At 64.9% G+C, this 22,299-nt stretch carries 22 protein-coding genes; 12 read left to right on the top strand and 10 right to left on the bottom strand.

The window, feature by feature from the left end; translation table 11 throughout:
• Positions 1-1,092 (top strand): phosphotransferase, encoded by a 1,092-nt coding sequence (locus tag XI09_RS17675; RefSeq protein ID WP_271567960.1) that lies wholly within the window; start codon positions 1-3, stop codon positions 1,090-1,092.
• A gap of 189 nt (positions 1,093-1,281) precedes the next feature.
• On the opposite strand, the gene XI09_RS17670 is transcribed toward XI09_RS17675, so the two are convergent.
• Genes XI09_RS17670 through XI09_RS17660 form a run of 3 tightly spaced genes read right to left on the bottom strand, consistent with a single transcriptional unit; the run spans position 1,282 to position 4,505 of the window.
• Positions 1,282-2,838, bottom strand: a complete 1,557-nt coding sequence (locus tag XI09_RS17670) for an MDR family MFS transporter (protein ID WP_271567959.1) — start codon at positions 2,836-2,838, stop codon at positions 1,282-1,284.
• Between the two features lie 28 nt (positions 2,839-2,866).
• A complete protein-coding gene (locus tag XI09_RS17665; RefSeq protein WP_271567958.1) occupies positions 2,867-4,030 on the bottom strand; it encodes an HlyD family secretion protein in 1,164 nt (387 codons plus the stop codon).
• Complete coding sequence (locus XI09_RS17660; protein ID WP_271567957.1) at positions 4,023-4,505, bottom strand: MarR family winged helix-turn-helix transcriptional regulator; 483 nt, start codon at positions 4,503-4,505, stop codon at positions 4,023-4,025. Before XI09_RS17660 ends, XI09_RS17665 begins: the two co-directional genes overlap by 8 nt.
• Before the next feature lie 155 nt (positions 4,506-4,660).
• On the opposite strand from XI09_RS17660, the gene XI09_RS17655 reads away from it, so the two are divergent.
• The 4 genes from XI09_RS17655 (at position 4,661) to XI09_RS17640 (ending at position 8,599) form a co-directional block, all read left to right on the top strand.
• Complete coding sequence (locus XI09_RS17655; protein WP_271567956.1) at positions 4,661-5,155, top strand: Fur family transcriptional regulator; 495 nt, start codon at positions 4,661-4,663, stop codon at positions 5,153-5,155.
• Between the two features lie 34 nt (positions 5,156-5,189).
• Positions 5,190-6,143: a DMT family transporter gene (locus tag XI09_RS17650; RefSeq protein WP_271567955.1), complete on the top strand. Its 954-nt coding sequence runs from the start codon at positions 5,190-5,192 to the stop codon at positions 6,141-6,143.
• 12 nt (positions 6,144-6,155) lie between these two features.
• On the top strand, positions 6,156-7,439 hold the full coding sequence (gene ispG, locus XI09_RS17645) for a flavodoxin-dependent (E)-4-hydroxy-3-methylbut-2-enyl-diphosphate synthase (RefSeq protein ID WP_271567954.1): 1,284 nt from the start codon (positions 6,156-6,158) through the stop codon (positions 7,437-7,439).
• Positions 7,440-7,702: 263 nt separating this feature from the next.
• Positions 7,703-8,599: a TauD/TfdA dioxygenase family protein gene (locus XI09_RS17640; protein WP_271567953.1), complete on the top strand. Its 897-nt coding sequence runs from the start codon at positions 7,703-7,705 to the stop codon at positions 8,597-8,599.
• Between the two features lie 9 nt (positions 8,600-8,608).
• On the opposite strand, the gene XI09_RS17635 is transcribed toward XI09_RS17640, so the two are convergent.
• A complete protein-coding gene (locus tag XI09_RS17635) occupies positions 8,609-9,475 on the bottom strand; it encodes an FRG domain-containing protein (protein WP_271567952.1) in 867 nt (288 codons plus the stop codon).
• 201 nt (positions 9,476-9,676) lie between these two features.
• Between XI09_RS17635 and XI09_RS17630 the strand changes: the two genes are divergently transcribed.
• Positions 9,677-10,504, top strand: coding sequence for an N-acetylmuramoyl-L-alanine amidase (locus XI09_RS17630; RefSeq protein WP_271567951.1), 828 nt, complete (start codon positions 9,677-9,679; stop codon positions 10,502-10,504).
• Positions 10,505-10,705: 201 nt separating this feature from the next.
• On the opposite strand, the gene XI09_RS17625 is transcribed toward XI09_RS17630, so the two are convergent.
• The 3 genes from XI09_RS17625 to XI09_RS17615 form a co-directional block, all read right to left on the bottom strand.
• The gene (locus tag XI09_RS17625; RefSeq protein WP_271567950.1) at positions 10,706-12,313 is read right to left on the bottom strand and encodes a Na+/H+ antiporter; all 1,608 of its coding nucleotides are present in this window, start codon (positions 12,311-12,313) and stop codon (positions 10,706-10,708) included.
• A gap of 48 nt (positions 12,314-12,361) precedes the next feature.
• Entirely contained in the window at positions 12,362-13,255 is an 894-nt protein-coding gene (bla, locus tag XI09_RS17620; protein ID WP_271567949.1) for a class A beta-lactamase, read from the bottom strand.
• Positions 13,256-13,390: 135 nt separating this feature from the next.
• Positions 13,391-13,765, bottom strand: coding sequence for a nuclear transport factor 2 family protein (locus XI09_RS17615; RefSeq protein WP_007598116.1), 375 nt, complete (start codon positions 13,763-13,765; stop codon positions 13,391-13,393).
• Between the two features lie 94 nt (positions 13,766-13,859).
• Here XI09_RS17615 and XI09_RS17610 point away from each other — a divergent pair, with 94 nt between their 5' ends.
• Both XI09_RS17610 and XI09_RS17605 read left to right on the top strand, forming a co-directional pair.
• On the top strand, positions 13,860-14,288 hold the full coding sequence (locus tag XI09_RS17610; protein WP_271567948.1) for a GFA family protein: 429 nt from the start codon (positions 13,860-13,862) through the stop codon (positions 14,286-14,288).
• Positions 14,289-14,462: 174 nt separating this feature from the next.
• On the top strand, positions 14,463-16,292 hold the full coding sequence (locus XI09_RS17605; protein ID WP_271567947.1) for a caspase family protein: 1,830 nt from the start codon (positions 14,463-14,465) through the stop codon (positions 16,290-16,292).
• Positions 16,293-16,345: 53 nt separating this feature from the next.
• Here XI09_RS17605 and XI09_RS17600 read toward each other — a convergent pair whose 3' ends face one another.
• Both XI09_RS17600 and XI09_RS17595 read right to left on the bottom strand, forming a co-directional pair.
• A complete protein-coding gene (locus tag XI09_RS17600; protein WP_271567946.1) occupies positions 16,346-17,032 on the bottom strand; it encodes a DUF1345 domain-containing protein in 687 nt (228 codons plus the stop codon).
• Positions 17,033-17,039: 7 nt separating this feature from the next.
• Positions 17,040-17,963 (bottom strand): polyprenyl synthetase family protein, encoded by a 924-nt coding sequence (locus XI09_RS17595; RefSeq protein ID WP_271567945.1) that lies wholly within the window; start codon positions 17,961-17,963, stop codon positions 17,040-17,042.
• Positions 17,964-18,124: 161 nt separating this feature from the next.
• On the opposite strand from XI09_RS17595, the gene mtgA reads away from it, so the two are divergent.
• The 3 genes from mtgA to XI09_RS17580 all read left to right on the top strand — a co-directional run bounded on the left by mtgA (position 18,125) and on the right by XI09_RS17580 (position 19,948).
• The gene (gene mtgA, locus XI09_RS17590; protein ID WP_271567944.1) at positions 18,125-18,799 is read left to right on the top strand and encodes a monofunctional biosynthetic peptidoglycan transglycosylase; all 675 of its coding nucleotides are present in this window, start codon (positions 18,125-18,127) and stop codon (positions 18,797-18,799) included.
• A 168-nt stretch (positions 18,800-18,967) separates the two neighbouring features.
• A complete protein-coding gene (gene rpmF, locus XI09_RS17585; protein ID WP_007598106.1) occupies positions 18,968-19,150 on the top strand; it encodes a 50S ribosomal protein L32 in 183 nt (60 codons plus the stop codon).
• Between the two features lie 144 nt (positions 19,151-19,294).
• Positions 19,295-19,948, top strand: a complete 654-nt coding sequence (locus XI09_RS17580) for a hypothetical protein (RefSeq protein WP_271567943.1) — start codon at positions 19,295-19,297, stop codon at positions 19,946-19,948.
• A 6-nt stretch (positions 19,949-19,954) separates the two neighbouring features.
• Here XI09_RS17580 and XI09_RS17575 read toward each other — a convergent pair whose 3' ends face one another.
• Entirely contained in the window at positions 19,955-20,215 is a 261-nt protein-coding gene (locus XI09_RS17575) for a hypothetical protein (protein ID WP_271567942.1), read from the bottom strand.
• Positions 20,216-20,436: 221 nt separating this feature from the next.
• Between XI09_RS17575 and XI09_RS17570 the strand changes: the two genes are divergently transcribed.
• On the top strand, positions 20,437-22,131 hold the full coding sequence (locus XI09_RS17570; protein ID WP_271567941.1) for a bifunctional diguanylate cyclase/phosphodiesterase: 1,695 nt from the start codon (positions 20,437-20,439) through the stop codon (positions 22,129-22,131).
• The last annotated feature ends 168 nt before the right edge of the window (positions 22,132-22,299 follow it).

Below are 22,299 nucleotides of genomic sequence, written 5' to 3'. Positions count from 1 at the left end.
ATGGCGCGGGGCAGGGGCATCGTGGTTATGACACCTCCACAACTGCCGGCGGTCGTTGAGCCCGCCCAACTGACGGCCGCGCTACGCAGGGGCGGCGTGCTGGACGCTGGCGCGGTCCGCGAGGTGAAGGTGCTGCATCAGCGCGACACCGTCGTGTCACACATCATCCGCCTTGGCCTGCGCTATGTTGGGGAGTCCGCCGGTGCCCCGCAATCGCTGATCCTGAAGACTGCCAATTCCGCATTCGCGCAGACGCTGGCAAATGGCGGCCGGCACGAAGTGGCCTTCTACACCCAGCTCGCACCGAAAATGCCGCCGGGACTCGTGCCCCGCTGCTTCGACGGACATTTCGACGAGGACAGCCTCACTTGGCACCTTCTGCTCGAGGACCTCACTGACAGCCACGAAATCGCGACGGCTTGGCCGCTGCCGCCATCGCGCGATCAGGCGGTTGCGATCGGTATGACCCTCGCACGCTGGCACGCGGCGTGGTGGGACCATCCCGGACTTGGCGACACCGCCGGCACCTGGGCGAGCACCGAGGACAGCGCGCAACACATGGAGACGTTTGCGGGCCATTATGACCGCTTCGCCGATCTGCTCGGGGATCGCCTCAGCGAGGAGCGGCGCATCCTCTATCGTCGTCTCATCGATCAGTCGGACCGGCTGTCCCAGCGCTACCATTCACGCCGGCACCTCAGCATCACCCATGGCGACGCCCATATCTGGAATTTCATGCTGCCGCGCGCCGGCGTGGCAGACACCGTGCGCATCTTCGATTTAGATCTGTGGAGTATCAACGTTCCGACCAACGACCTCGCCTATATGATGGCCATGCATTGGTATCCGGAACGCCGGCAGGCGCTCGAACGCTCGCTGCTCAATCTCTACCACGACACGCTGATTGAGAGCGGCATCACCGGCTACACGCGCGGTGCGCTCGATCGCGACTACCGGTGGTCGGTGCTCTGGCACATCACCAGGCCGGTCTGGCAGTGGAGCATCAACATCCCGCCGCTGATCTGGTGGAACAATCTGGAGCGGGTGATGATGGCGGTCGAGGATCTGGGCTGCGAGGAATTGTTGGGGTAGCGCGCGCTACCCATTCAGTGTCGTCCCGGACAAGCGCGCCCAAAGCGCGCGCCGATCCGGGATCCATACTCCCGGAACGGAGTCGTCCTGCGAAAGTGGTAACTCCGAGTCCCCGTAACCACGTCTGCCAGTGGCTATGGGTCCCGGATCAGCGCTCGCTTGTCCGGGACGACAACGGAGGTTCAGGCGCTACTCCATCACCGCATGTTCCGGTCCCGCGGCCTGCTTGCGCAGCGTGGCCTTGGTCGAGCCGATCAACAAAGCGAGCGGGATGGTGCAGAGGATGAAGACCATCACCAGCAAATAGTCGTGCGCGAAGGCGATGATCTGCGCCTGTACGCTGACCATCCTGTCGGCCATGGCGCGGCCGGCATCGGTGGAGAGATTGATGAGGCCGCTGACGTCGGGCATCTGGAGCGCGTGGTTGAACGGGTTGATGTGCTCGGAGAGGATCGCATAGGTCCGGCGTGTTCCCTGCGTCAGCTGGGCGATGACGACGGAAATGCCGACCGAACTCGCGACGTTGCGCATCAGGGTCAGCATCGCGGTGCCGTCGGTGCGCAAATCGTTCGACAGCGTCAGGAACGCAACGGTCGAGAGCGGCACGAAGACGAGGCCGAAGCCAAAGCCCTGGATGACGCTGACCGTCACGATCTCCGGCACCTGGGTCAGGTCGGTCCAGCCGGTCATCTGGTAGAGCGAGCCCGCGGTCAGCGTCAGGCCTGAGATGATCAGGGTGCGCGCCTCGAAATAACGCATCATGCGGCCGACCAGCATCATGGCGAAGAAGGTGCCGAAGCCGCGGCTCGCCAGCAGCAGGCCGGCGGTGATGATGGGGTAGCCGATCACGTTCTGCATGTAGGGCGAGGCCAGCGCCATGGTCGAGAACAGCACGAGCCCCATCACGACCATGAACATGCAGCCGGTGACGAAATTGCGATCCTTGAACAGCGCGAAGCGGATGAACGGCGTCGAGGTCGTGAAGGAGTGCGCGACGAAGAAGTAGAAGGCGACGGCGGAGACGATGAACTCCGCGACGATCTCGTTGGATTCGAGCCAGCCCAATTGCTCGCCGCGGTCGAGCGCGAGCTGAAGCGAGCCGATCGCGACCGCCAGCGCGGCGAAGCCGAACCAGTCGAATTTGAGGCTGATATCCTTCCTGGTCTCGTCCATGAAGATGATCAGCCCGAGCACGGTGATGGCGCCGAACGGCAGATTGACGAAGAACACCCAGTGCCAGGAATAGGTCTCGGTGAGCCAGGCCCCCAGCGAGGGACCCATGATCGGGCCCATCATCACGCCCATGCCCCAGATCGACATCGCCTTGGCGCGTTCCTGGAGCGTGTAATAGTCGAGCATCACCGACTGCGACAGCGGCACCAGCGCCGCGCCGAACACGCCCTGCAGCAGGCGGAACAGCACCATCTGGTTGATGTCCTGCGCGAGGCCGCACAGCACCGAGGCCATGGTGAAGCCGGCCGAGCAGATGATGAAGATGCGCTTGCGGCCGAAGCGGTTGGCGATCCAGCCCACCGGCGCCGTCATGATCGCGGCGGCGACGATGTAGGAGGTCAAGACCCAGTTGATCTGGTCCTGCGAGGCCGACAGCGTGCCCTGCATGTAAGGCAGGGCGACGTTGGCGATGGTGGTGTCCAGCGCCTGCATGATGGTCGCGGTCATGGCGCAGATCGTCACCATGTTCCGGCGCAGGCCGGGGACCATCAGGCTGGCATTGGGGCCGGACATCGGATCAGTCCTTGTCTTGGTCTTTGGCTTAGTCTTTGTCCTGGCCCGCGGTCGCCGACAGGCCGAGCAGGCCGGCGAGCGAGCGCCGATGTCCGGTGTCGATGGTGGCGTAGACGCTCATGCCGGCCTTCAGCTTCCGCACGTATTTGTCGGTCTCGTCGAAATAGATGCGGATCGGCACGCGCTGCACCACCTTGACGAAATTGCCGGTGGCGTTCTGCGGCGGCAGGATCGCGAATTGCGCGCCGGTGCCCGGCGAGAGCGAGCCGATCTTCCCCTTGAAGACGTGGTTCGGGAACGCGTCGACCTCGAGGGTGACAGGCTGGCCTTCGGTGACGTAGGTGAGGTCGCTCTCCTTCGGATTGGCGTCGACCCAGGGATGGGCGACGTCGATGATGGAGAACACCGGCGTGCCGGCCGTGACGTAGCGGCCGAGCTGAATCTGCTCGACCTGCGTCGCGACGCCGCCCATCGGCGCGCGCACCACGGCGTGATCAAGATTGCGCTCGGCGTTGTCGAGCTTGGACTTGGCCTGCGCGTAGGGCGGGAATTTCTCCAGCGGCAGGTCGGTATCGCCGAGCAGCTGCGTCTTGGCCGCCGAGATCTGCTGCTTGACGTATTGCGCGATCGAGCCTGATGTGACCAGCGCGTTCGCGGCGTTGTCGAGGTCGAGCTGCGAGCCGTAGCTGTTCTTGACCAGCGCCTGCTTGCGCTCGACGTCGCGCTGCTTGAGGTCGATGCCCTGCTGGGCGAGATTAAGCATGTCGCCGTAGATCTTGATGTTGGCGCGGAGATTGTCGTAGGTCGACTGCGCCTGCGCGAGCTGCGCCCTGGCCTCGTCCACGGCGAGGCGGAACGGCACGGGATCGATCTCGAACAGCTCATCGCCCTGCTTGACGAGCTGACCTTCCCTCACCACGACCTTCTCGATCTTGCCGGAGATGTCGGGCGTCACCAGCACCTTCTGCGCGCCGACATAGGCGTCATCGGTACCGACATAGCGGCCGCCATTCAGATAGAAGGTCAAGCCGCCAATGGCGACGACGATCGGCAGCACGACCATCAGCAGGAAGCGGCGATAGCGCCGCAGGCCTGCGATGATGCGGCGGCGGGGATCGGTGCCGGCTTTCTTGGTGGGCTTGCCGCTGTCGATCTTCTGCTCGGGCTGGAACTTGATGACTTGATCAGCCATAGCGCTGCTCCTTACGTGCTTGTTCCGCTCCGGATGTCTGGATCGCGGTACGCACGTTTTCCTTGATTGCTTCGAGTTGGGTGAGGAGACGATGGGCATCCGCCGGATTTATACCGTCGAGCGCGTTGGCGGTGATTTCGGACCTGAGCCCGCTCATCTTGCCGAGCAATTGCCGGCCGGCCTTCCTCAGGTAGAGGCGTTTGACGCGGCGGTCCGAGGCGTCATTGCGGCGCTCGAGCCAATCATTGTCGCAGAGCTTGTCGATCAGGCGCGTCAGCGTGATCGGCTGCACCTCGAGGAGCTCGGCGAGTTCCGACTGCTTCATGCCCTCGCTGCGCTCGACCTTGGCCAGCACCGCCCATTGCGCGCGGGTGATGCCGAAGCGCGACGCCTCCTTGTCGGCGTAGACGCGCAGCAGGCGATAGAGCTCGGCGAGCGTAAACAGGAAGTTCTGGTCCACGGGCCCGCGGCTCATGAGCTTGGTCTCCAATAAGCTTGAGATACTATAAGCAAGCTTATGATTATTTCATGGCGGGTTAATGCGACGCTGTCCCGCTGGAAAAGCATGGCTGACAGCCGCGCGTGGCCCGGCCTTTGGGTTCCCCAGCCGAAATGCTAGAACGCACGGCAATGACCCTCGCAAAGCCGGCATTTCCCGCGCCCGACCACGATCACGGCCGCTGCACTGCGGACGCGCTGGCGCATGCCGAGGAGGTCTGCGAGCAGCGCGCGCAGAAATTCACGCCGATTCGCCGCCAGGTGCTCGGGGCGCTGCTCTCCAGCCACCGCCCGCTCGGCGCCTATGAGGTGATCGACGAGCTCGCCAAGTCGATGCCGCGGCCGGCCCCGATCACGGTCTACCGTGCTCTCGATTTCTTGATGGCCAACGGCCTCGTGCACCGCATCGAAAGCCGCAACGCCTATCTCGCCTGCGCCGCCCACGACCACGATGCGACCTCGGCGGTGGCGTTCCTGATCTGCGAGCGCTGCGGTCTGGTCGGCGAGATCCCGTCAGCGTCCTTCGCCAAGGATATCAACGCCGCCGCGCGCAGCTCAGGCTTTGCCCCCAAATTGTCTGTGGTGGAGATCACGGGCATCTGCACCCATTGTCAGAAAACTGCATAAAGCAACAACGGCGCAAAGCCGATATCGGGAAGAAATGTCCTCACCTGAAGCCATTCCGTCCGCCGGTCGCCCCCTCAGTGCCGGCGCCATCGCCCTGATGCTGATGCTGTGCCTGACCTGGGGGTTCAACCAGATCGCGGTGAAGCTGGTGCTGCCGGACATCCCGCCGATGCTCCAGGCGATGATCCGCTCGATGGGCGCGCTGCCGGTGCTGTTCATCATCGGCAGCTTACGTGGCGTTAAATTCTTCGAGAAGGACGGGACGTGGAAGCCCGGCCTGATCGCCGGGCTGATGTTCGGCATCGAGTTCGTGCTGATCTTCCAGGGCCTGCGCCTCACGCCGGCGTCCCGCGCCGTGGTCTTTCTTTACACCGCACCGTTCTTCGTCGCGCTCGGCTCCTACCAGGTGCTCGGCGAACGGCTCGGCGGCACGCAATGGCTGGGACTCGCGGTGAGCTTTGCCGGCGTCGCGCTCGCCATTGGCGTGCCGCAGCCGGATGTCGATGCCAAGGTACTGCTCGGCGACCTCATGATCGTCGGCGGTGCCGCGCTGTGGGCGGCCACCACGCTGGTCGCCAAGGGCACGCGGCTGCGCTTTGCCGCGCCGGAGAAGGCGCTGGGCTACCAGGTTGCGACCTCGATCCCGATCCTGGGCCTGGCGGCCTGGCTGTTCGGCGAATCCATCAGCCACGCGCCGGCGCCGCTGTCCCTCGCCCTGATGGCCTTCCAGGCGATCTGGGTGGTGGGAACCACGTTCACGCTTTGGTTCGCGCTGGTGAAGGCCTATTCGGCCAGCAAATTGTCCGCTTTTACCTTCATCACCCCTTTGTTTGGCGTGGTGGGTAGCTATTTCATCATGCACGACACCTTGAGCCTGACATTCGGGGCCGCCGCGGTCCTTGTAATTGCTGGGCTTTTTCTGGTTAACCGTCCCAGCCAAAGTGCTGCGGCGCCGCGCGATGCATTGCTGAACGTCACCAAAACCTGATATTTGGACCCCATGAACAAGCTCGAAAACACCATCGATTCAGACATCGCGGGCCCCGCGCCCCGGCACCGGACCACCCAGGTCAAGGTCGGAGACGTCGCCGTCGGCGGCGGTGCGCCGATCGTCGTGCAGTCGATGACCAACACCGACACCGCCGATATCGACGGCACCATCGCCCAGGTCGCAGCGCTCGCGCGCGCCGGCTCCGAAATGGTCCGCATCACCGTGGATCGCGAGGAGGCCGCGGCCGCCGTCCCGCACATCCGTGACGGCCTCGCCAAGCGCGGCATCACCACGCCCTTGATCGGCGACTTCCATTATATCGGCCACAAGCTGCTCGCGGCCTATCCGGCCTGCGCCGAGGCGCTCGCCAAGTACCGCATCAATCCCGGCAATGTCGGCTTCAAGGACAAGCGCGACACCCAGTTCGCCGACATCATCGAGATCGCGAATAAGAACAGCAAGCCGGTGCGCATCGGCGCCAATTGGGGTTCGCTCGACCAGGAGCTGCTGACCAAGCTGATGGACGAGAATGCCGCGTCCGCCAATCCGCGCGACGTGCGCGCGGTGACGCGCGAGGCGATGGTGCAGTCGGCGCTGCTCTCGGCCGCGCGCGCCGAAGAGCTCGGCATGCCCAAGGACCGCATCATCCTCTCCGCAAAGGTCTCGGCGGTGCAGGATCTGATCGCGGTCTACCAGGATCTCGCGTCGCGCTCCGACTACGCCATCCATCTCGGTCTCACCGAGGCCGGCATGGGCACGAAGGGCATCGTCGCCTCCTCGGCCGCGCTCGGCATCCTGCTACAGCAGGGCATCGGCGACACCATCCGCATTTCGCTGACGCCGGAGCCCGGCGGCGACCGTACCCGTGAGGTGCAGGTCGGCCAGGAGCTCCTGCAGACCATGGGCTTCCGAACCTTCGTGCCGCTGGTCGCGGCCTGCCCCGGCTGCGGCCGCACCACCTCGACCACGTTCCAGGAGCTGGCGCGCTCGATCCAGGATTTCATCCGCGACGAGATGCCGGCCTGGAAGACGAAATATCCGGGTGTGGAAGAGCTCAACGTCGCGGTGATGGGCTGCATCGTCAACGGCCCCGGCGAATCCAAGCACGCCAATATCGGCATCTCGCTCCCCGGCACCGGTGAAGCGCCGGCCGCGCCTGTTTTCGTCGACGGCAAGAAGTTCCGCACGCTGCGCGGCCCGACCATCTCCGCCGACTTCAAGGCGCTGGTGATCGACTACATCGACCAGCGCTACGGCCAGGGCGCCAAGGTGCCGGTGACCGCGGCGGAGTAGTCGTACTCCGCTCGCGCCCATACATCCCCGTCGTCCCGGACAAGCGCGCCCAAAAGTGCGCGCCGATCCGGGACCCATAACCACAGGACTGTGTGGTTACGGCAGGCTGTCACTCCAAGTCTTCACCAAGCCTCATCCTGTGGTTATGGATCCCGGATCTGCGCTTGCGCTTGTCCGGGACGACGGCTGTGTTTGCAGCGCAGATTGCGTATCTGTTACCGCACGCTACGATGTCTCCAATCAAAACGATCGGGAGACACGCCATGAGCTCACTCGCCGGCAAGCAGGGTCCGCGCTACCGCCACATGGCGGAAGACGGCGCGCCTTACGAAACTATCGCGGTCGAAAAGCTCACACCGATCATCGGTGCTGAAATATCCGGCGTCGACATCGGCAAGCTCGTCGATGGCGATGGCCGTTCCAACCGGCAAATGGACGAGGTTCATCGCGCGCTCGCGGAAAACCTCGTCATCTTCTTCCGCGACCAGCACATCACGCCACAGCAGCATCTCGCCTTCGGCCGCAAGTTCGGCGAGCTGCATTTTCATCCCGCCGCGCCGCATGAGGACCAAGACCCGGCGCTGATGAAGATCTATGCCGACAAAAACTCGCCCCGCGCCAATGGCGAGGGCTGGCACTCCGACGTGTCCTGCGATCTCGAGCCGCCGATGGGCTCGATCCTCTACATCAAGCAGTGCCCGCCGCGCGGCGGCGACACGCTGTTCGCCAACATGTATGCGGCCTATGAGGCGCTGTCGGATCGCATGAAGGCCTATCTCGACGGCCTGACCGCACTGCATGATGGCGAGCCGATCTATCGCGGCCTCTATGCCAACTATGGTGTCGCCGATCGTCCGTCCTATCCGAATGCGGAGCATCCGGTGGTGCGCACGCATCCGGTCACCGGCAGGAAGGCGCTCTACGTCAACCGCGGCTTCACCCGCCACATCAACGGTATCCCGCGCGACGAGAGCGACGCGATGCTCGCCTATCTCTACCAGCACGCCGAGAACCCGCTGTTCCAGTGCCGCTTCCGCTGGACCGAGAACGCCATCGCCTTCTGGGACAACCGCTGCACCCAGCACCGCGCGATGTGGGACTACTGGCCGCATACGCGCTCGGGCACGCGGGTGACGGTGAAGGGGGAGCGGCCGGTGTGAGATGCGCTGTCAAACGGTTGGCGAATTTCCGGCAACACTCGGTGCGTTCGGATCCGCATTGACATTGACGCGGGCGTCCGGGCCGTTGGGGCCGGCGCCATAGTAGCGCTTCAGCCAGCGGGAGGTGCCATCAAGGCCCGGAAACAACATCCGTTCCGTGACGTTGTCCTGGTCGAGCTTGTCGCGCAGCTCCCATTTCAGCTTCGCGGGAATGATGATGCGTTCGTACAGATAGTCGTGCTTTTCGAGGAATTTCTTCATGTCGAGGCCCGCGCCGGGCATGATGGAGAGGATCGCGGCCTGGTTGACGATGCGCCCGTCAAGCGATGGAGGCTCGAAGAACAAGGCAAATTCGCCGCCAAGATCGTCGAACTCGGAGAGGCGCTTGTATTCGTCGAGCATCTCCACTGAAAACAGAAAAGCCTTCTCGACATGCAGTTTGTTGCGCAGGTTTTTCGGCAGGAGTTCGCGCGCCTGCACGACGTCCACGCACCAGATCGCCGCATCCTTTTCGAAATGCGCCTCTTCCCATGTGGCGAAGTGGGCCGCGACCTTTGGCGATGTCGTCCAGTCGAGCACACGTGTCGGAAGTCCGTGATGCTGCGCGAGGGCGAGCCGATACAGCAAGGCATCCGAATCGACTTCGTCAGGTCCGGCATATTTCAGGAAGTTCCGCAGCAGCGGGCCCTCGACCGTGTCGTAGTGGCTGCCAAGCCGCTGCAGACTCGTGTCCAGATGCCAATTCCTGTCGCCGACGCCGCGATAGACGAAGTCAGAACGATATCGATTGTGACGGTCGATCTTGATTCCGTACAGCACAGTGTGCAGTTCGTCCCACGTCTTGACCAGGCGGTCTTTCTTCATCTCCAAAGGCATTGGTCACGGTCCCGGGTGAAGGATGCATGACTGGATATTAGCCCGTCTGGATTGATCTGTCCTCTCCCGCCGGTCGCCTGCGGAGCAGCAGCGGTCGCGGACGGGAATGGCGGCGATCGCGTTGACGATAGCGGCGCTCTGCGCCAGTCTGCCCAAAACAAGTTCGTCGGCCGTCCCAAGGTCGCGGCAGCGGAGTAGCGCTTGAGGCAATTGCGCAGCATCATCGCCGGATTGGTCGCGTCGACCCTGTTGTCGCCGCTGGCCCCTGTTGAGCGCGGACATGCCGCCGCCGCGCGAACGATGGCGAAGCTCGGGCCCAAGTCCAAGCCGAAGCCGCCGGCGTCATCGGCCAAATGTGAGATGCCGAAATTCCGGATCGTCGTGGATGTCGGGCACACCCCGGATTCCTACGGCGCGCTGAGCGCGCGCAATGATCCGGAATTCGGCTTCAACTTCCGGCTCGGAAAGCTGATCACGGCGAAACTCAGAGACCAAGGCTTTGCCGCAACCCGCCTGCTCGTCACGGACGGCAAGGCGCGGCCGAGCCTATTCAAGCGCGTCAGTGCCGCGAATGACGGCCGGGCCGATCTCCTGCTGTCGATCCATCACGACTCGGTGCCGGACAAGCTGCTCGAGGCCTGGGAATTCGACGGCGCGATGAGCTATTTCAGCGATCGGTTTTCAGGCCATTCGCTGTTCGTATCCGAACGCAATTCGCACTTTGCCACCAGCCTGTTGCTGGCCCGGATGATCGGCCGGCAGTTGAAAGAGCAGGGCCTGCACTATGCCAGCCAATACACATTGCCGGTGATGGGCCGCTACCGGCGCCAATTGCTTGACAAGGATCTCGGTGTCTATCGCTATGACGGGCTCGTCGTTCTGTCGCGAACGAACAGCGCCGCGGTGCTGCTCGAAGCCGGCTCGATCATCAACCGCGACGAGGAAATGGCGATGAACTCCCTGGAGCGGCAGGAGCTGATCGCGGGAGCCGTCGCGGCGGCGATGGGGGAGTTTTGCGCGAGGCGGTAGCTTGCGCAGCCGGTTCAGCAAGCGTCATTGCGAGCGTAATGACGCTGACCAATCCTCCGCCGTCGTCCCGGCGAACGCCGGGACCCATAACCCCAGGGAGCAGTTGTGGCGCGATGCCGACAACCACGAGTCTTCGTCAAACCACTGCCTGTGGTTATGGGTCCCGGATCTGCGCTTCGCTTGTCCGGGACGACAGTGTGCCTACAGCGGCACGCCCCGATACTCCCGGTTCGCCAGACTCGCCTCCTCCAGATCCAGATCGCGCTCGATCCGGCGCCGCGTCTCGTCGGTGATCTGGCCGTCGCGCAGGAGGTCGTGGATGAATTTGCGTTCGGCGACGATCAGTTCGCGGGTCAGTGCGGTGCCGGCGGCGGAGACGTCGTGGTGCGCGGGATCGAGGGAATCAGGAAGCTGGTTGGCGCGGATCTCGTGGCGGGCGCGCAGAAGCCTCATCACCTCATCCGAGACCTCCTTTCCCTCGGCCAGAGCGTCGAGCGACTTCAGTGCGGCGTCGAGCGCCTGGCGCCGCGCCGTGATCTCGGCCTCATGCTCGCTGACATGCTCGTGGCGGCCGGCCTCGGCGATGCCGAGCCAGCGCACCACCGGCGGCAGCGTCAGGCCGACGCCGATCAGCGTGATGAAGATGACGCCGAAGGCGACGAACAGGATTAGGTCGCGAAACGGGAAGGCCTCGCCGCCCGGCAGCGTGAACGGCAACGCCAGCGCGGCTGCGAGCGACACCGCGCCGCGCACGCCGGTGAAGGCGAGCGTGAACGCCCATTGCCAGGGCGGCGACGGATCGCGCTCGCGTAGCGATTTGCTCAGAATCCGCGGCAGATAGGTGGCGGGATAGAGCCAGGCGAAGCGCGCGAGGACGATGACGACCATGACGACGGCGGTCGCAATCATGATGTCGTCGAGCGGAAACGCCTTCGACTTCTCGTAGAGCGCGCGCATCTGGAAGCCGGTGAGCAGGAACAGAAGGCCCTCGATCAGGTAGATGATGAGGTCCCAGAAGAAGATGCCTTGCAGGCGCGTCGCCGAGGAGATCAGAAGCGGGCCGTTCCAGCTCACATAGAGCCCGCAGGCCACGGTGGCGATCACGCCGGAGCCGCCGACATGCTCGGGCAGCCAGTAGGAGACGTAAGGCGTGATCAGCGACAGAGTGAGCTCGACCTGCTGATCCCTCGCCCATTTGCGGAAGCGCAGCGAGAGCCAGCCGACGCCGATGCCGAAGGCGATCTCGCCGGCGACGATGAGGGCAAACTCGCCGGCCGCCAGCGGCAGCGAGAGATGCCCGACCATGATCGCGGCCACCGCAAAACGGTAGAGGATCAGTGCGGTGGCGTCGTTGACGAGGCCTTCGCCCTCGAGCACGACCAGGATCCGGCGTGGCATGTGCAGCCGGCGCGCGATCGCCAGCGGCGCCACCACGTCGGGCGGCGCCACGATGGCCCCGAGCAGGAAGCCGATCGTCCAGGGCAGGCCGATCAAATAGTGTGTGGCGGCCGCCACCATCGCCGCGGTGAAGATCACCGCGCCCACCGCGAGCAGCACGATCGGGCGCAGATTCTTTCGGAACTCGCGCCAGCTCATGGCGACGCTGGCCGAGTAGATCAGTGGCGGCAGCACCATCAGCAACACCAGCTGCGGCGGCAGCTCGACCGGCGGCATGCCCGGCACGAAGGCGAGGCCGACGCCGGCCAGCATCAGGAGAATGGCGGGTGCCACGTTGAAGCGGCGTGCGGCCAGCGCCACACCCGCCAGCACGGCAAGCAGGATGAGAAAGGTCTGAAACTTCGCTTCCATGATGATCAGTCTTCACCCGGAAGCGGCCGCAAGGTCAATGCGGCGGGCTCACGCCAGCCGTTCGGTCACCATCCGCCCGATCCGCGCGAACACAGCCTCGATCTGCGCCGCGCTCGGCGTGCCGCCCTGGGTATAGGCCGCGATCAGGATCGGCGCATCGGACTTGGTGTCGGACTTGATATCGGACTTAATATCCGGCTTGGGCCAGGCGACCGCGATATCGCCCGATGCGTCCTTGCCGTTGTTGCCGGTCTTGTCTCCGATGGTCCAGCTCGCCGGCAGACCGCCGCGCAGCCGGTTCGCACCGGTCTTGCAGCCCACCATCCAGTCGGTGAGCTGGGCACGCGATGCCGGCGACAGCGCCTCCCCGGTCACCAGCCGCCGCAGATTGCCGGCCATCGCCGCCGGCGTCGTGGTGTCATGGGGATCGCCGGGCGGGGAGCGGTTGACCTCAGGCTCGTTGTGGTCGATCCGTGAGGTGGTGTCGCCAAGCGATCGCCAGAAAGCGGTGAGGGCGGCCGGCCCGCCGATCCGCGCCAGCAGCAGATTGGCGCAGGTGTTGTCGCTGAGCTCGACGATCGCCTTGCACATCTCGGCGACCGACATCTTGCCGGCCGCGAGATTTTGCTTGGCAACAGGCGCGTAGCTCAGCAGGTCGGCCTGGCCGTAAGGGATCATGGCCGCGAGTTGCTCCTGGCCGCGATCGACTCGCGCCAGCACGCAGGCCGCAAGCGAGGCCTTGAACGTCGAGCACATGACGAACCGCTCGTCGGCGCGCCAGGCGATCTTCGCGCCAGTCGCAAGGTTCTCCGCATAGACCCCGATCCGTCCGCCGCTTTCGCGCTCATAGGCTTTGAGCTCAGGCGGCGCGTCGGCGGCAAGCGCGGGAGAAGCGGCCATCCAGCACAGCGAGGCAAGCAGGGAGCGGCGGTCGAGATGCATGGGGGACCTACGGACGAGATGGGGGCGGGAGATGCAACGTACGCGTTATCGGCGTCGTCATTGCGAGCGCAGCGAAGCAATGACGGAGAATGGCGGGCGAGTGCGCCCGATTTCGGGCAGCGAAAGCTCGAGATCTCACTCCCTCAGGTCATACCGGTACGATTTCGACACGATCTGCCAGCCGTCGGCGAGCTTCATCGCCACCAGGTAGTCGGTGAAAAAACGGGGCGGCAGCTGGCACCGGACCTTGATGAAGGCGGTCTTGTCGTCCGAACGGTCGATGGTGACGATGAAATCCTCGCGCGGCTTGCCTTCGGCCTTGCCGGAGGGACGCTTGCGCACGCGGTCGAGCCAATCAGGCACGGTCAGTACCTGTAACTCACCCTTCTCGACCCAGCGAAGGTCGGCGGAGGGATGGAAGATGGCGCCGAGCTTTTCGGCGTCGCCCTCGTAGAGCCCGTCAAAATAGCTTTGCACGACGGCTTCGACGCTCGAACGATTCTGGCTCATGGGTCATCCCTTTGAATGATGGCTTGGCGGGAATTTAGTCGTACGCACTAAAATGCGCTATGGGTGTGTCAGCCAATTGCGCGCAGGCCTTGCCATGACCGGATCAGAAAACTCGAACGCTCGTATCCTCACCGGCGAATGCTACTGCCGCGCCGTGCGCTACGAGGTAGCGGACCAATTCTCTTACGCAATGAACTGCCACTGTTCGAACTGCCGTCGCACCACCGGCTCCGCTTTCAAGCCGTTCGCCGGCATTGCGCAAGAGAAGCTCCGCATCGTCCAGGGGGACGACCAGCGGATCATTTTCGGGGACGACACCACCCATGATGCCCACTGCGCCCGTTGCGGCTCGCTGCTTTATTCCCGGGTGCGCGACGGAAAATGGGTCCATGTCGCCATGGGAACCCTGGTCGATGCCCCCTCGATCCGGCCGAGCGCCCATATTTTCGTCGGCTCGAAGGCGCCCTGGCATGAGATTACGGACAATCTGCCGCAATACCGGGGGCACATCGGGGATGGATGAGGGAACCAGCCTACGCCTCAGCGAACCGCGACGGCGCTGGCGCGACAAACCAGAGGGGGCATCCGGTCTGTCGTCGGCGCCGCCTTCGTGACCTCCATCACAAGGACCGGCGCTGGAGCCTGCTAGAACGATCCCAAAGGGCTCGAACGGCCCTGAACTTTCGGAAGTCGTGTCATGCGCAATTTGCTCAGACTTTGCCCGCTTCTCCTCGCCCTCGCGCTGCTGTTCGGCGCCGAACCTGCTTTTGCCGGAAAGCGCGTGGCACTGGTGCTGGCCAATTCGGCCTATCAGCATGCGCCGTCACTCACCAACCCTGTCAATGACGGTTCGGTGATGGCGAAGACGCTGAAGGATGCCGGTTTCGACACTGTCGATTACCGGCACGATTTGTCGGCCCTGGATACGCGGCGCGTGCTGCGCGACTTCGCGGACGCGACCCGCGATGCCGACATCGCCGTGGTCTACTACGCCGGTCACGGCATCGAGGTCGAAGGCTCCAATTATCTGATCCCCGTTGACGCCAAGCTCGAGCGCGATACCGACGTCTATGACGAGGCACTCTCGCTCGACCGCGTCCTGGTCGCCGTCGAACCCGCCAAGCAGCTCCGCCTGGTGATCCTGGATGCCTGCCGCGACAATCCGTTCGGCAGGACCATGAAGCGCACGGTGGCCTCGCGCGGCATCGGCCGGGGCCTCGCCCAGGTCGAGCCGACCAGTCCCAACACGCTGATTGCCTATTCGGCCAAGGCCGGCTTCACGGCGCAGGACGGCGACGGCGCCAACAGCCCGTTTACGGTTGCGCTGTCGAAGCACCTGACGACGCCGGGCCTCGATGTCCGCCGCGCCTTCGGCTTCGTGCGCGACGACGTGCTCAAGTCGACCGGCAACAAGCAGGAGCCGTTCGTCTATGGCTCGCTCGGCGGCGACGACGTCCCGCTGGTGCCGGTCAAGGTGGCGGCTGCTGCTGCAGGGGCGCCCGTGGCGAACCCGCAGGCCGACATCCGCCGCGATTACGAGCTCGCGCTCCAGGTCGGCAACAGGGCGGCATGGGACGCCTTCCTCGCCCAGCATCCCGACGGCTTCTATTCCAGCCTCGCCAAGCTCCAGCTCGAGAAGATCGGCGCCGAGCAGGCCCATGTGGCCGCGATCGAGAAGGCCAAGCAGGCCGAGGCCGAGCGTGATCGTCTTGCCGCCCTCGGTGCGCAGAAGGATGCGCAGGCCAAGGCGGCGGCCGATGCAAAGGCCGCCGAGCAGGCGCAGCTTGCCGCCCAGAAGGCGAAGGAGCAGGCGCAGCAGCAGGCGGCCGCCGCCGAGCAGCAGCGCGTCAACCTTGCCGCCACGGCCCCGGGCGCTGCGCCGGCCAGCACGGCGAGCCCGGCCGGCACCAACGTCGCGTCACTGACGCCCGCGACGACGCCGGCCGATCTCAGCCGCTCGGTGCAGACCGAGCTCGGCCGCGTCGGCTGCTTCTCCGGGCAGGCTGACGGCAATTGGAATACGTCCTCGCAGCGGTCGTTGTCGCAGTTCAACCGCTACGCCGGCACCAAGCTCGACGTGAAGGTGGCGAGCACCGATGCGCTCGATACGGTCAAGTCGAAGCCGTCGCGCGTCTGCCCGCTGGTCTGCGAGCACGGCTTCAAGGCCGATGGCGACAAATGCAGCAAGATCGTCTGTCGGGACGGCTATGCGGTCAACGACGACAATGAGTGCGAGAAGCAGCGTGCCGCCAAGCCCGCAACGGCCAAGCCGACGACGGCCAAGCGCGACGACGGCGATGAGCGTCCCGCACGGCAGGGTCGTCAGTCCGGCGGCGCGGCTGCTGGTGCGGCGGGCGGCTATGGTGCCGCTGCATCTGCGGCGACCCGCGCGGGTCGCGCCTCGGGCGGCAGCGGTCAGATTTTTTGCAACGATCTCCTCTGCCGGCCGGTCAGGCCCGGCTGCCACCTCGTATATCGCGGTGGCGGCGGCCCTCACGTCGATGCCAATGCCGAGGTCTGCAACTGAGAAGGCTACTGCTTCCCGACATCGTCCGGCTTAGCCGGGGCAATGTCGGGGGATCACGTCGCAATCGCGCTTGCCGCGATGTTCACCGTCAGCGCCAGCAACGCCGTGTTGTAGATGAAGGACACGATGCCGTGCGCCGTCGCCGTGCGGCGGATGGTCTTGTCGGTGATGCCGACGTCGGAGACCTGCGCGGTCATGCCGATCACGAACGAGAAATAGACGAAGTCCCAATAGTCGGCGTGGTCTTCCTTGTCGCCGCTCGGAAACTGCAACCCGCCCGGCGGGTGTCGGTAATAGTCGTGGGCGTAATGCAGCGCGAAGGTGGTGTGCACGGCGGCCCATGACAGCGCGATGGTGGTGATCGCAATCGTCAGCTCCGCGGCGCCGCGATGGGCGCCAAGCTCGGCGACGATCGCCGCGATGCTCGCGAACGCGCCGATCGCCGTCACCAGCAGGATCACGAAGCGGCCGTCGTCCTGCATCGCTGCGTTGCGGCGGATGTGCTCGTGGTCGTTGTTCAGCATCATCACGTAGACCAGCACCAGATAGACCGCGATCAGCGCGTCCCAGCCGAGCACGAGCCGCGTCGCCAGCCGCAGCGAGCCGGGCAGCAACAGAAAGACCAGAATGCCGAAGCCGAGTGAAATGAATGTCCGCGGCCGCGCGTAAATCACGCGCATCGGCCGCGACATATTTTGGAAGCGCGCGAGGACGGGATCGTCTTTGTCGATGCCCGTCATCGCACTGTCAGTTCTTGCGCTCGGCGACAAACCGCGCGGCGGCTTGCAGCACGGCGGCGCGATCGCCGAAGATCGAGACTGCACTGTCGGCCCGCGCGAGCAGGTCGCGCACGCGCTGCTTGGCGCCTTCGATGCCGAGCTGGGTGACGAAGGTGGTCTTGCCGAGCGCAGCATCCTGGCCGGAGGGTTTGCCGAGCGCGGCGGCATCGCCTTCGACGTCGAGCAGATCGTCGGCGATCTGGAAGGCCTCGCCGAGCGCGCGGCCGTAATCGTCGAGCGCCTGATATTCCTTTTGCGTGGCCTGGCCGAGGAGCGCGCCGGCGATGCAGCCGTAACGCAGCAGCGCGCCGGTCTTCATCTGCTGGATGCGCGCGACATCGATCGGCTCGTTGCCGCCAAAGCGGCCTTCGCCGGCGAGATCGAGGATCTGGCCGCCGACCATGCCGCCGATGCCGGCGCAGCGCGCCAGCGCGCGCGTCAAGAGCAGCCGCACATTGGCGTCGCGATGGATCTCGTCGCGGGTGATGATGTCGAAGGCGAGCGTGAGCAGGCCGTCGCCGGCGAGGATCGCGGTCGCATCGTCGGTCTTCTTGTGCAGGGTGGGACGGCCCCGGCGCAGGTCCGAATTGTCCATCGCCGGCAGGTCGTCGTGAATCAGCGAGTAGCAGTGGATGCATTCGAGCGCCGCACCGGCGAGCAGGGCCGCCTCGCGCGGCACGCCGAACACGGCCGCGCTTTCGACCACCAGGAACGGCCGCAGGCGCTTGCCGCCGTTCAGGCTCGAATAGCGCATTGCGTCCATCAGTCGCTTGGGACGGGCGATTTCATCGGGCAGGATGTCGTCCGCCAGGAGGCGCCCGAGCAGGGCCTCGGTGTCATCAGCGGTCTTGTCCAGACGTTTGGCGAAATCGGACGGGGACGTGCCGGTCATCAAGAAGGGCTCCAGAACTAAAATTCGGCGGGACAATCCTTTATGAGCCCGTCTCAGTCAATCGTTTGGAAGGCCTAAAAAGTGCTGGAAAAGACCCGAATTATCACAGACTTAATGGCTGGGCCCGTGGCCGCGTTTCATTTTGCGCCGGAAAGGTCGATTTGCGCATCGTTAAAATCCTGCTGCTAGCGCTCGCGGTCGTAGTTCTCGCGCCCTATGTGATCGCGCCGTTCTACCGCACCGGCCATCCCGTTTCGACGCTGATGGCCTGGCGAAGCTTGCGGGGCGCGCCGATGCAGCGGGAATGGATCGATCTCACGGCGATGTCGCCTTACCTGCCGCGCTCGGTGGTGGCGGCCGAAGACGCCCATTTCTGCAAGCATCATGGCATCGACTGGGGCGCGCTGCGCGAGGCGATCGACGACGCGAAGGAGGACGGCACCGCCTTCCGCGGCGCCTCCACCATCACCCAGCAGGTGGCGAAGAACCTGTTCCTCTGGCAGGGGCGGGACTTCATCCGCAAGGCGCTGGAATTCCCGCTGGCGTTGTGGATCGATTTCGTCCTGCCCAAGCCGCGGATCCTGGAAATTTACCTCAACATCGCCGAGCTCGGTCCGCAGGGGCAGTTTGGGGTGGAGACGGCCAGCGCCTATGCCTTCGGCAAATCGGCCGCCAGCCTCTCCTCACGGGAGGCGGCACTTCTGGCCTCGATCCTGCCGAATCCGGTCAAACGCAGCGCCAGGAACCCCGGGCCGGGTGTCCGGCGGCTGGCCGGGACCTATGTGGCAAGGGCGCAGGCCTCGACGCTTGCGACCTGCTGGCGGGAAAATCGCTGATTTCGGGCCCTTTTCGGGCGCATTTTCCGGCCCAAGAGCCTAGCTTTGCGGCCAGCCTTCCTCTATAAGCGCGGCCTTGATCGGCATTCAGCTCGCCTCGTATTGCGGGTGCTGAGCCGTCCCTCGCGGACGATGCCCTGATAACACCAATCCCTAGAGGATATTGAAATGGCCGTTCCGAGAAGAAAAACCTCGCCGTCGCGCCGTGGCATGCGCCGCTCGGCAGACGCCATCAAGAAGCCGACCTACGTGGAAGACAAGGACTCCGGCGAGCTCCGTCGTCCGCATCATCTCGACCTCAAGACCGGCATGTACAAGGGCCGGCAGGTCCTGAAGAAGAAAGAGTCCTGAGGTCAGGACTTTTTCTTCAGGCGGGATGATTTGACCTGCCTGATTTCGGCCACCCCATGAGATATGACGGTGACGGCGGCGGAGCGAATGCTTCGCCGCTGCGTTGTTCTGTCCGGATATCTTGATCGAGAAGGCATTTTGCCGATGGTCGGTTTCCCGCTGCTTCTGATTCCGCTCGCGGTCTACAACATCATCGCCTTCCTGATGCCCAGCGTGTCCTTCTCGGACGTGCTGTTCAAGGTGCCGATGATCACGGGCGAGACCTGGCCGGTCACGCTCGCAGATCTCCTGCTCGCGCTTGGTGTGGTGCTGCTGCTGCTCGAAGTGGTCAAGGGCGCGCGGCCCGGCGCGAAATTCCTGATGGATCATTTGCTGTCGCTGATCCTGTTCGGCGCCGCCGCGGCCGAATTCGTGATGTGGCCCAAATTCGGCAACTCCACCTATTTCCTGCTGGTGCTGCTCGCGATGGCCGATTTCCTCGGCGGCATCGCCCAGCGCGCGCGCCGCCGCGTCACCTATGTCGCCGAGACGACGGTGCCGGCGCCGCGCAAGGCCAAGCGCCAGGCCGAGGCGCCGGCGGATGACGTTGCGTCCGAGCCCAAATTCGAGCCGGTGTCGGTACCGCAAGCAGCCCCGGTGCCGCCCGCGCCCTCCGCGCAATCGGTCGCCGAATCCGTGCTGATGGACCATCCGGCGCCGAAGCCGGTGCAAGGCACGTCCTCGCCGGAAATCCCCTCGCCGCATTTGCAGCCGGGCAACGGCAACGGCACGCCGTCTCCCGACGCGCCGCCGCGCTGATCGATCTCAAGCCACCTGCCGCGTGCGCGCGCTGACGCTTCCGAGCGGGCGCTTGCTGCCATAGGCCATCCGCGCATCTTCAGAGGAGGCGCGGCGGAGCCGGCTGGCCTGGGGAAAATGCTCGGCATTGGCGATGAGTTGGGTGACGAAGCTCGGATCGGGGCGAGGCATCGGCGCCTTGTTAACCCACTGTAACGTCGGCAGCACCGGCACCAGGGCCGAGCCTGTGCCGTAGTCCGCCAAGTCCGATCGATCGGTACTCAACATCGCAATCACCGTTGATCCGGCGAAGATTGTCGCGTTTCGGGACGCGGGCGCCGGTGCGAGTCATGTACTCGCAAGGCCTATGCCGGCCAGGCCGGTTTGGTTCCGCACCGCCCCGAAACATGGTTTCCAAATTGTTTATCAACTTTGCCTAGGGTTGGGGGCGAATCTGGCTCTATCCTGTGCCGGCACAGGACTCCCCGCTGTCCCGAAACGAGGCGATATTGACCCCCGCATTGCCGCAAGCCTCCGACATCCTGGCCGCGCTCGGCCAGGCCGTGTTCGCCTGGGACATCGCCAGCGACGTCATCGTCTGGGGTGAGCAGCTCAGTGCCGTCTTCCCCGGCATCCCCGCCGAGCGGCTCGCGACCGGCACCGAATTCGCCAAGCTGATCGAGCCCGCGCAGTCGCTGCGCACCGCCGCGCTGGCGCAGACATCCGCCGTGCACGGCGCCGACGGCACGCCCTACCGGCTCGAATACGGCGTGCGCATGAGCGCCTCCGATCCCGTGGTCTGGGTCGAGGAGACCGGCCGCTGGTTCGCCGGCCCCGACGGCCGCCCGGTCCGCGCGATCGGCTCCGTCCGCATCAACAATGAGCGGCACGCCCGCGACGAGGAATTGACCAGGCTGGCCCGGCTCGATCCGCTGACTGGCGAGCTCAACCGCTCCCATCTGATCGCGGCGCTGGCTGAGGCGATCGAGGAGACGACCCGCTTCCGCTCGACCGCGGCCTTCATGCTGGTCGGCATCGATCATCTCGCCCGCGTCAACGACGCCTTCGGCTTCGACGTTGCGGATGCCGTGATCCTCGACGTCGGCAAACGCATTCGCGCGCGGCTGCGCGGCGGCGACGTGCTCGGGCGCTTCTCCGGCAACAAGTTCGGTTTGATCCTGAAGAACTGCACCACCGACGACATGAACGTCGCGGCCGAGCGTTTCCTCGCCGGTATCCGGGACGAGGTGGTACCGACGAAATCCGGTCCGGTCTCGGTCACCGCCTCGATCGGCGCGGTCAGCGTGCCGCGTTATGCCCGCAATACGGACGAGGCGGTCAACCGCGCCCATGAGACGCTGGACGCTGCAAAGCGCCGGCGCTCCGGCTCGTTTGCGGCGTGGCGTCCGGATGCCACGCGCGACGCGCAGCGCCGCGTCAACATCCGCGTCACCGACGAGATCGTCACCGCACTGAACGAGCGCCGCATCAAGCTCGCCTATGAGCCGGTGGTCTCGGCCGTCTCGCGCGAGCGCGCATTCCATGAATGCCTGGTGCGGATGGACCAGGGCGACGGCCAGGTGCTGCTCGCGCCCGACATCGTGCCGGTCGCCGAGCGGCTCGGCCTTATCCGCCTCGTCGATCATCGCGTGCTCGAGCTCGTGGTCGCCGAGCTCGCGGCCGCGCCCGATGTCAGTCTCAGCCTCAACATCTCGCCCGACACCACCATGGATCCGGACTGGTGGGCGGGAATTGAGTCGCTGATGCTGGCCCATCCCGGGGTCGCCGAGCGGCTGATCGTCGAGATCACCGAGACGGTCGCGATCCAGGACATCGACGATGTCCGCGGCTTCGTCACCCGGCTGAAGAATTTCGGCAGCCGCATCGCCATCGACGATTTCGGCGCCGGCTACACCTCGTTCCGCAATTTGCGCAAGCTCGGCGTCGACATCGTCAAGATCGACGGCGCCTTCGTGCAGAACATCACCCGTTCCGCCGACGATCGCGCTTTCGTGCACACCCTGATCGACCTCGCCCGCCGCCTCGACATCAAGACGGTCGCGGAATGGGTGCAGGACGACGAGGCCGCAAACATGCTGCGCGACTGGGGCTGCGACTACATCCAGGGTCGCCTGATCGGGCTGGCGTCAGCCGAGCGCCCGTGGAGTACGCCGCCGGACAGCGCGCTGCCTGCGGCGGGCTGAGACATCGTAGAGCCGTAGGGTGGGCGAAGCGGAGCGCGCCCACCATTTCCTTTGCATTCGGGGCGCGATGGTGGGCACGGCGCAATGCGCCTTTGCCCACCCTTGTATTAGCGCGAGCGCTTATGATGGTGCCGTTCCGTGAGGAATGGCCCAGCCCGGGTGACGGCC

Origin of the sequence: Bradyrhizobium sp. CCBAU 11386 (genome assembly GCF_028128955.1) — a bacterium.
Lineage (GTDB): Bacteria > Pseudomonadota > Alphaproteobacteria > Rhizobiales > Xanthobacteraceae > Bradyrhizobium.
Note: the sequence above shows the minus strand (reverse complement) of the source record. Positions and strands in the feature narration are given on the sequence as shown.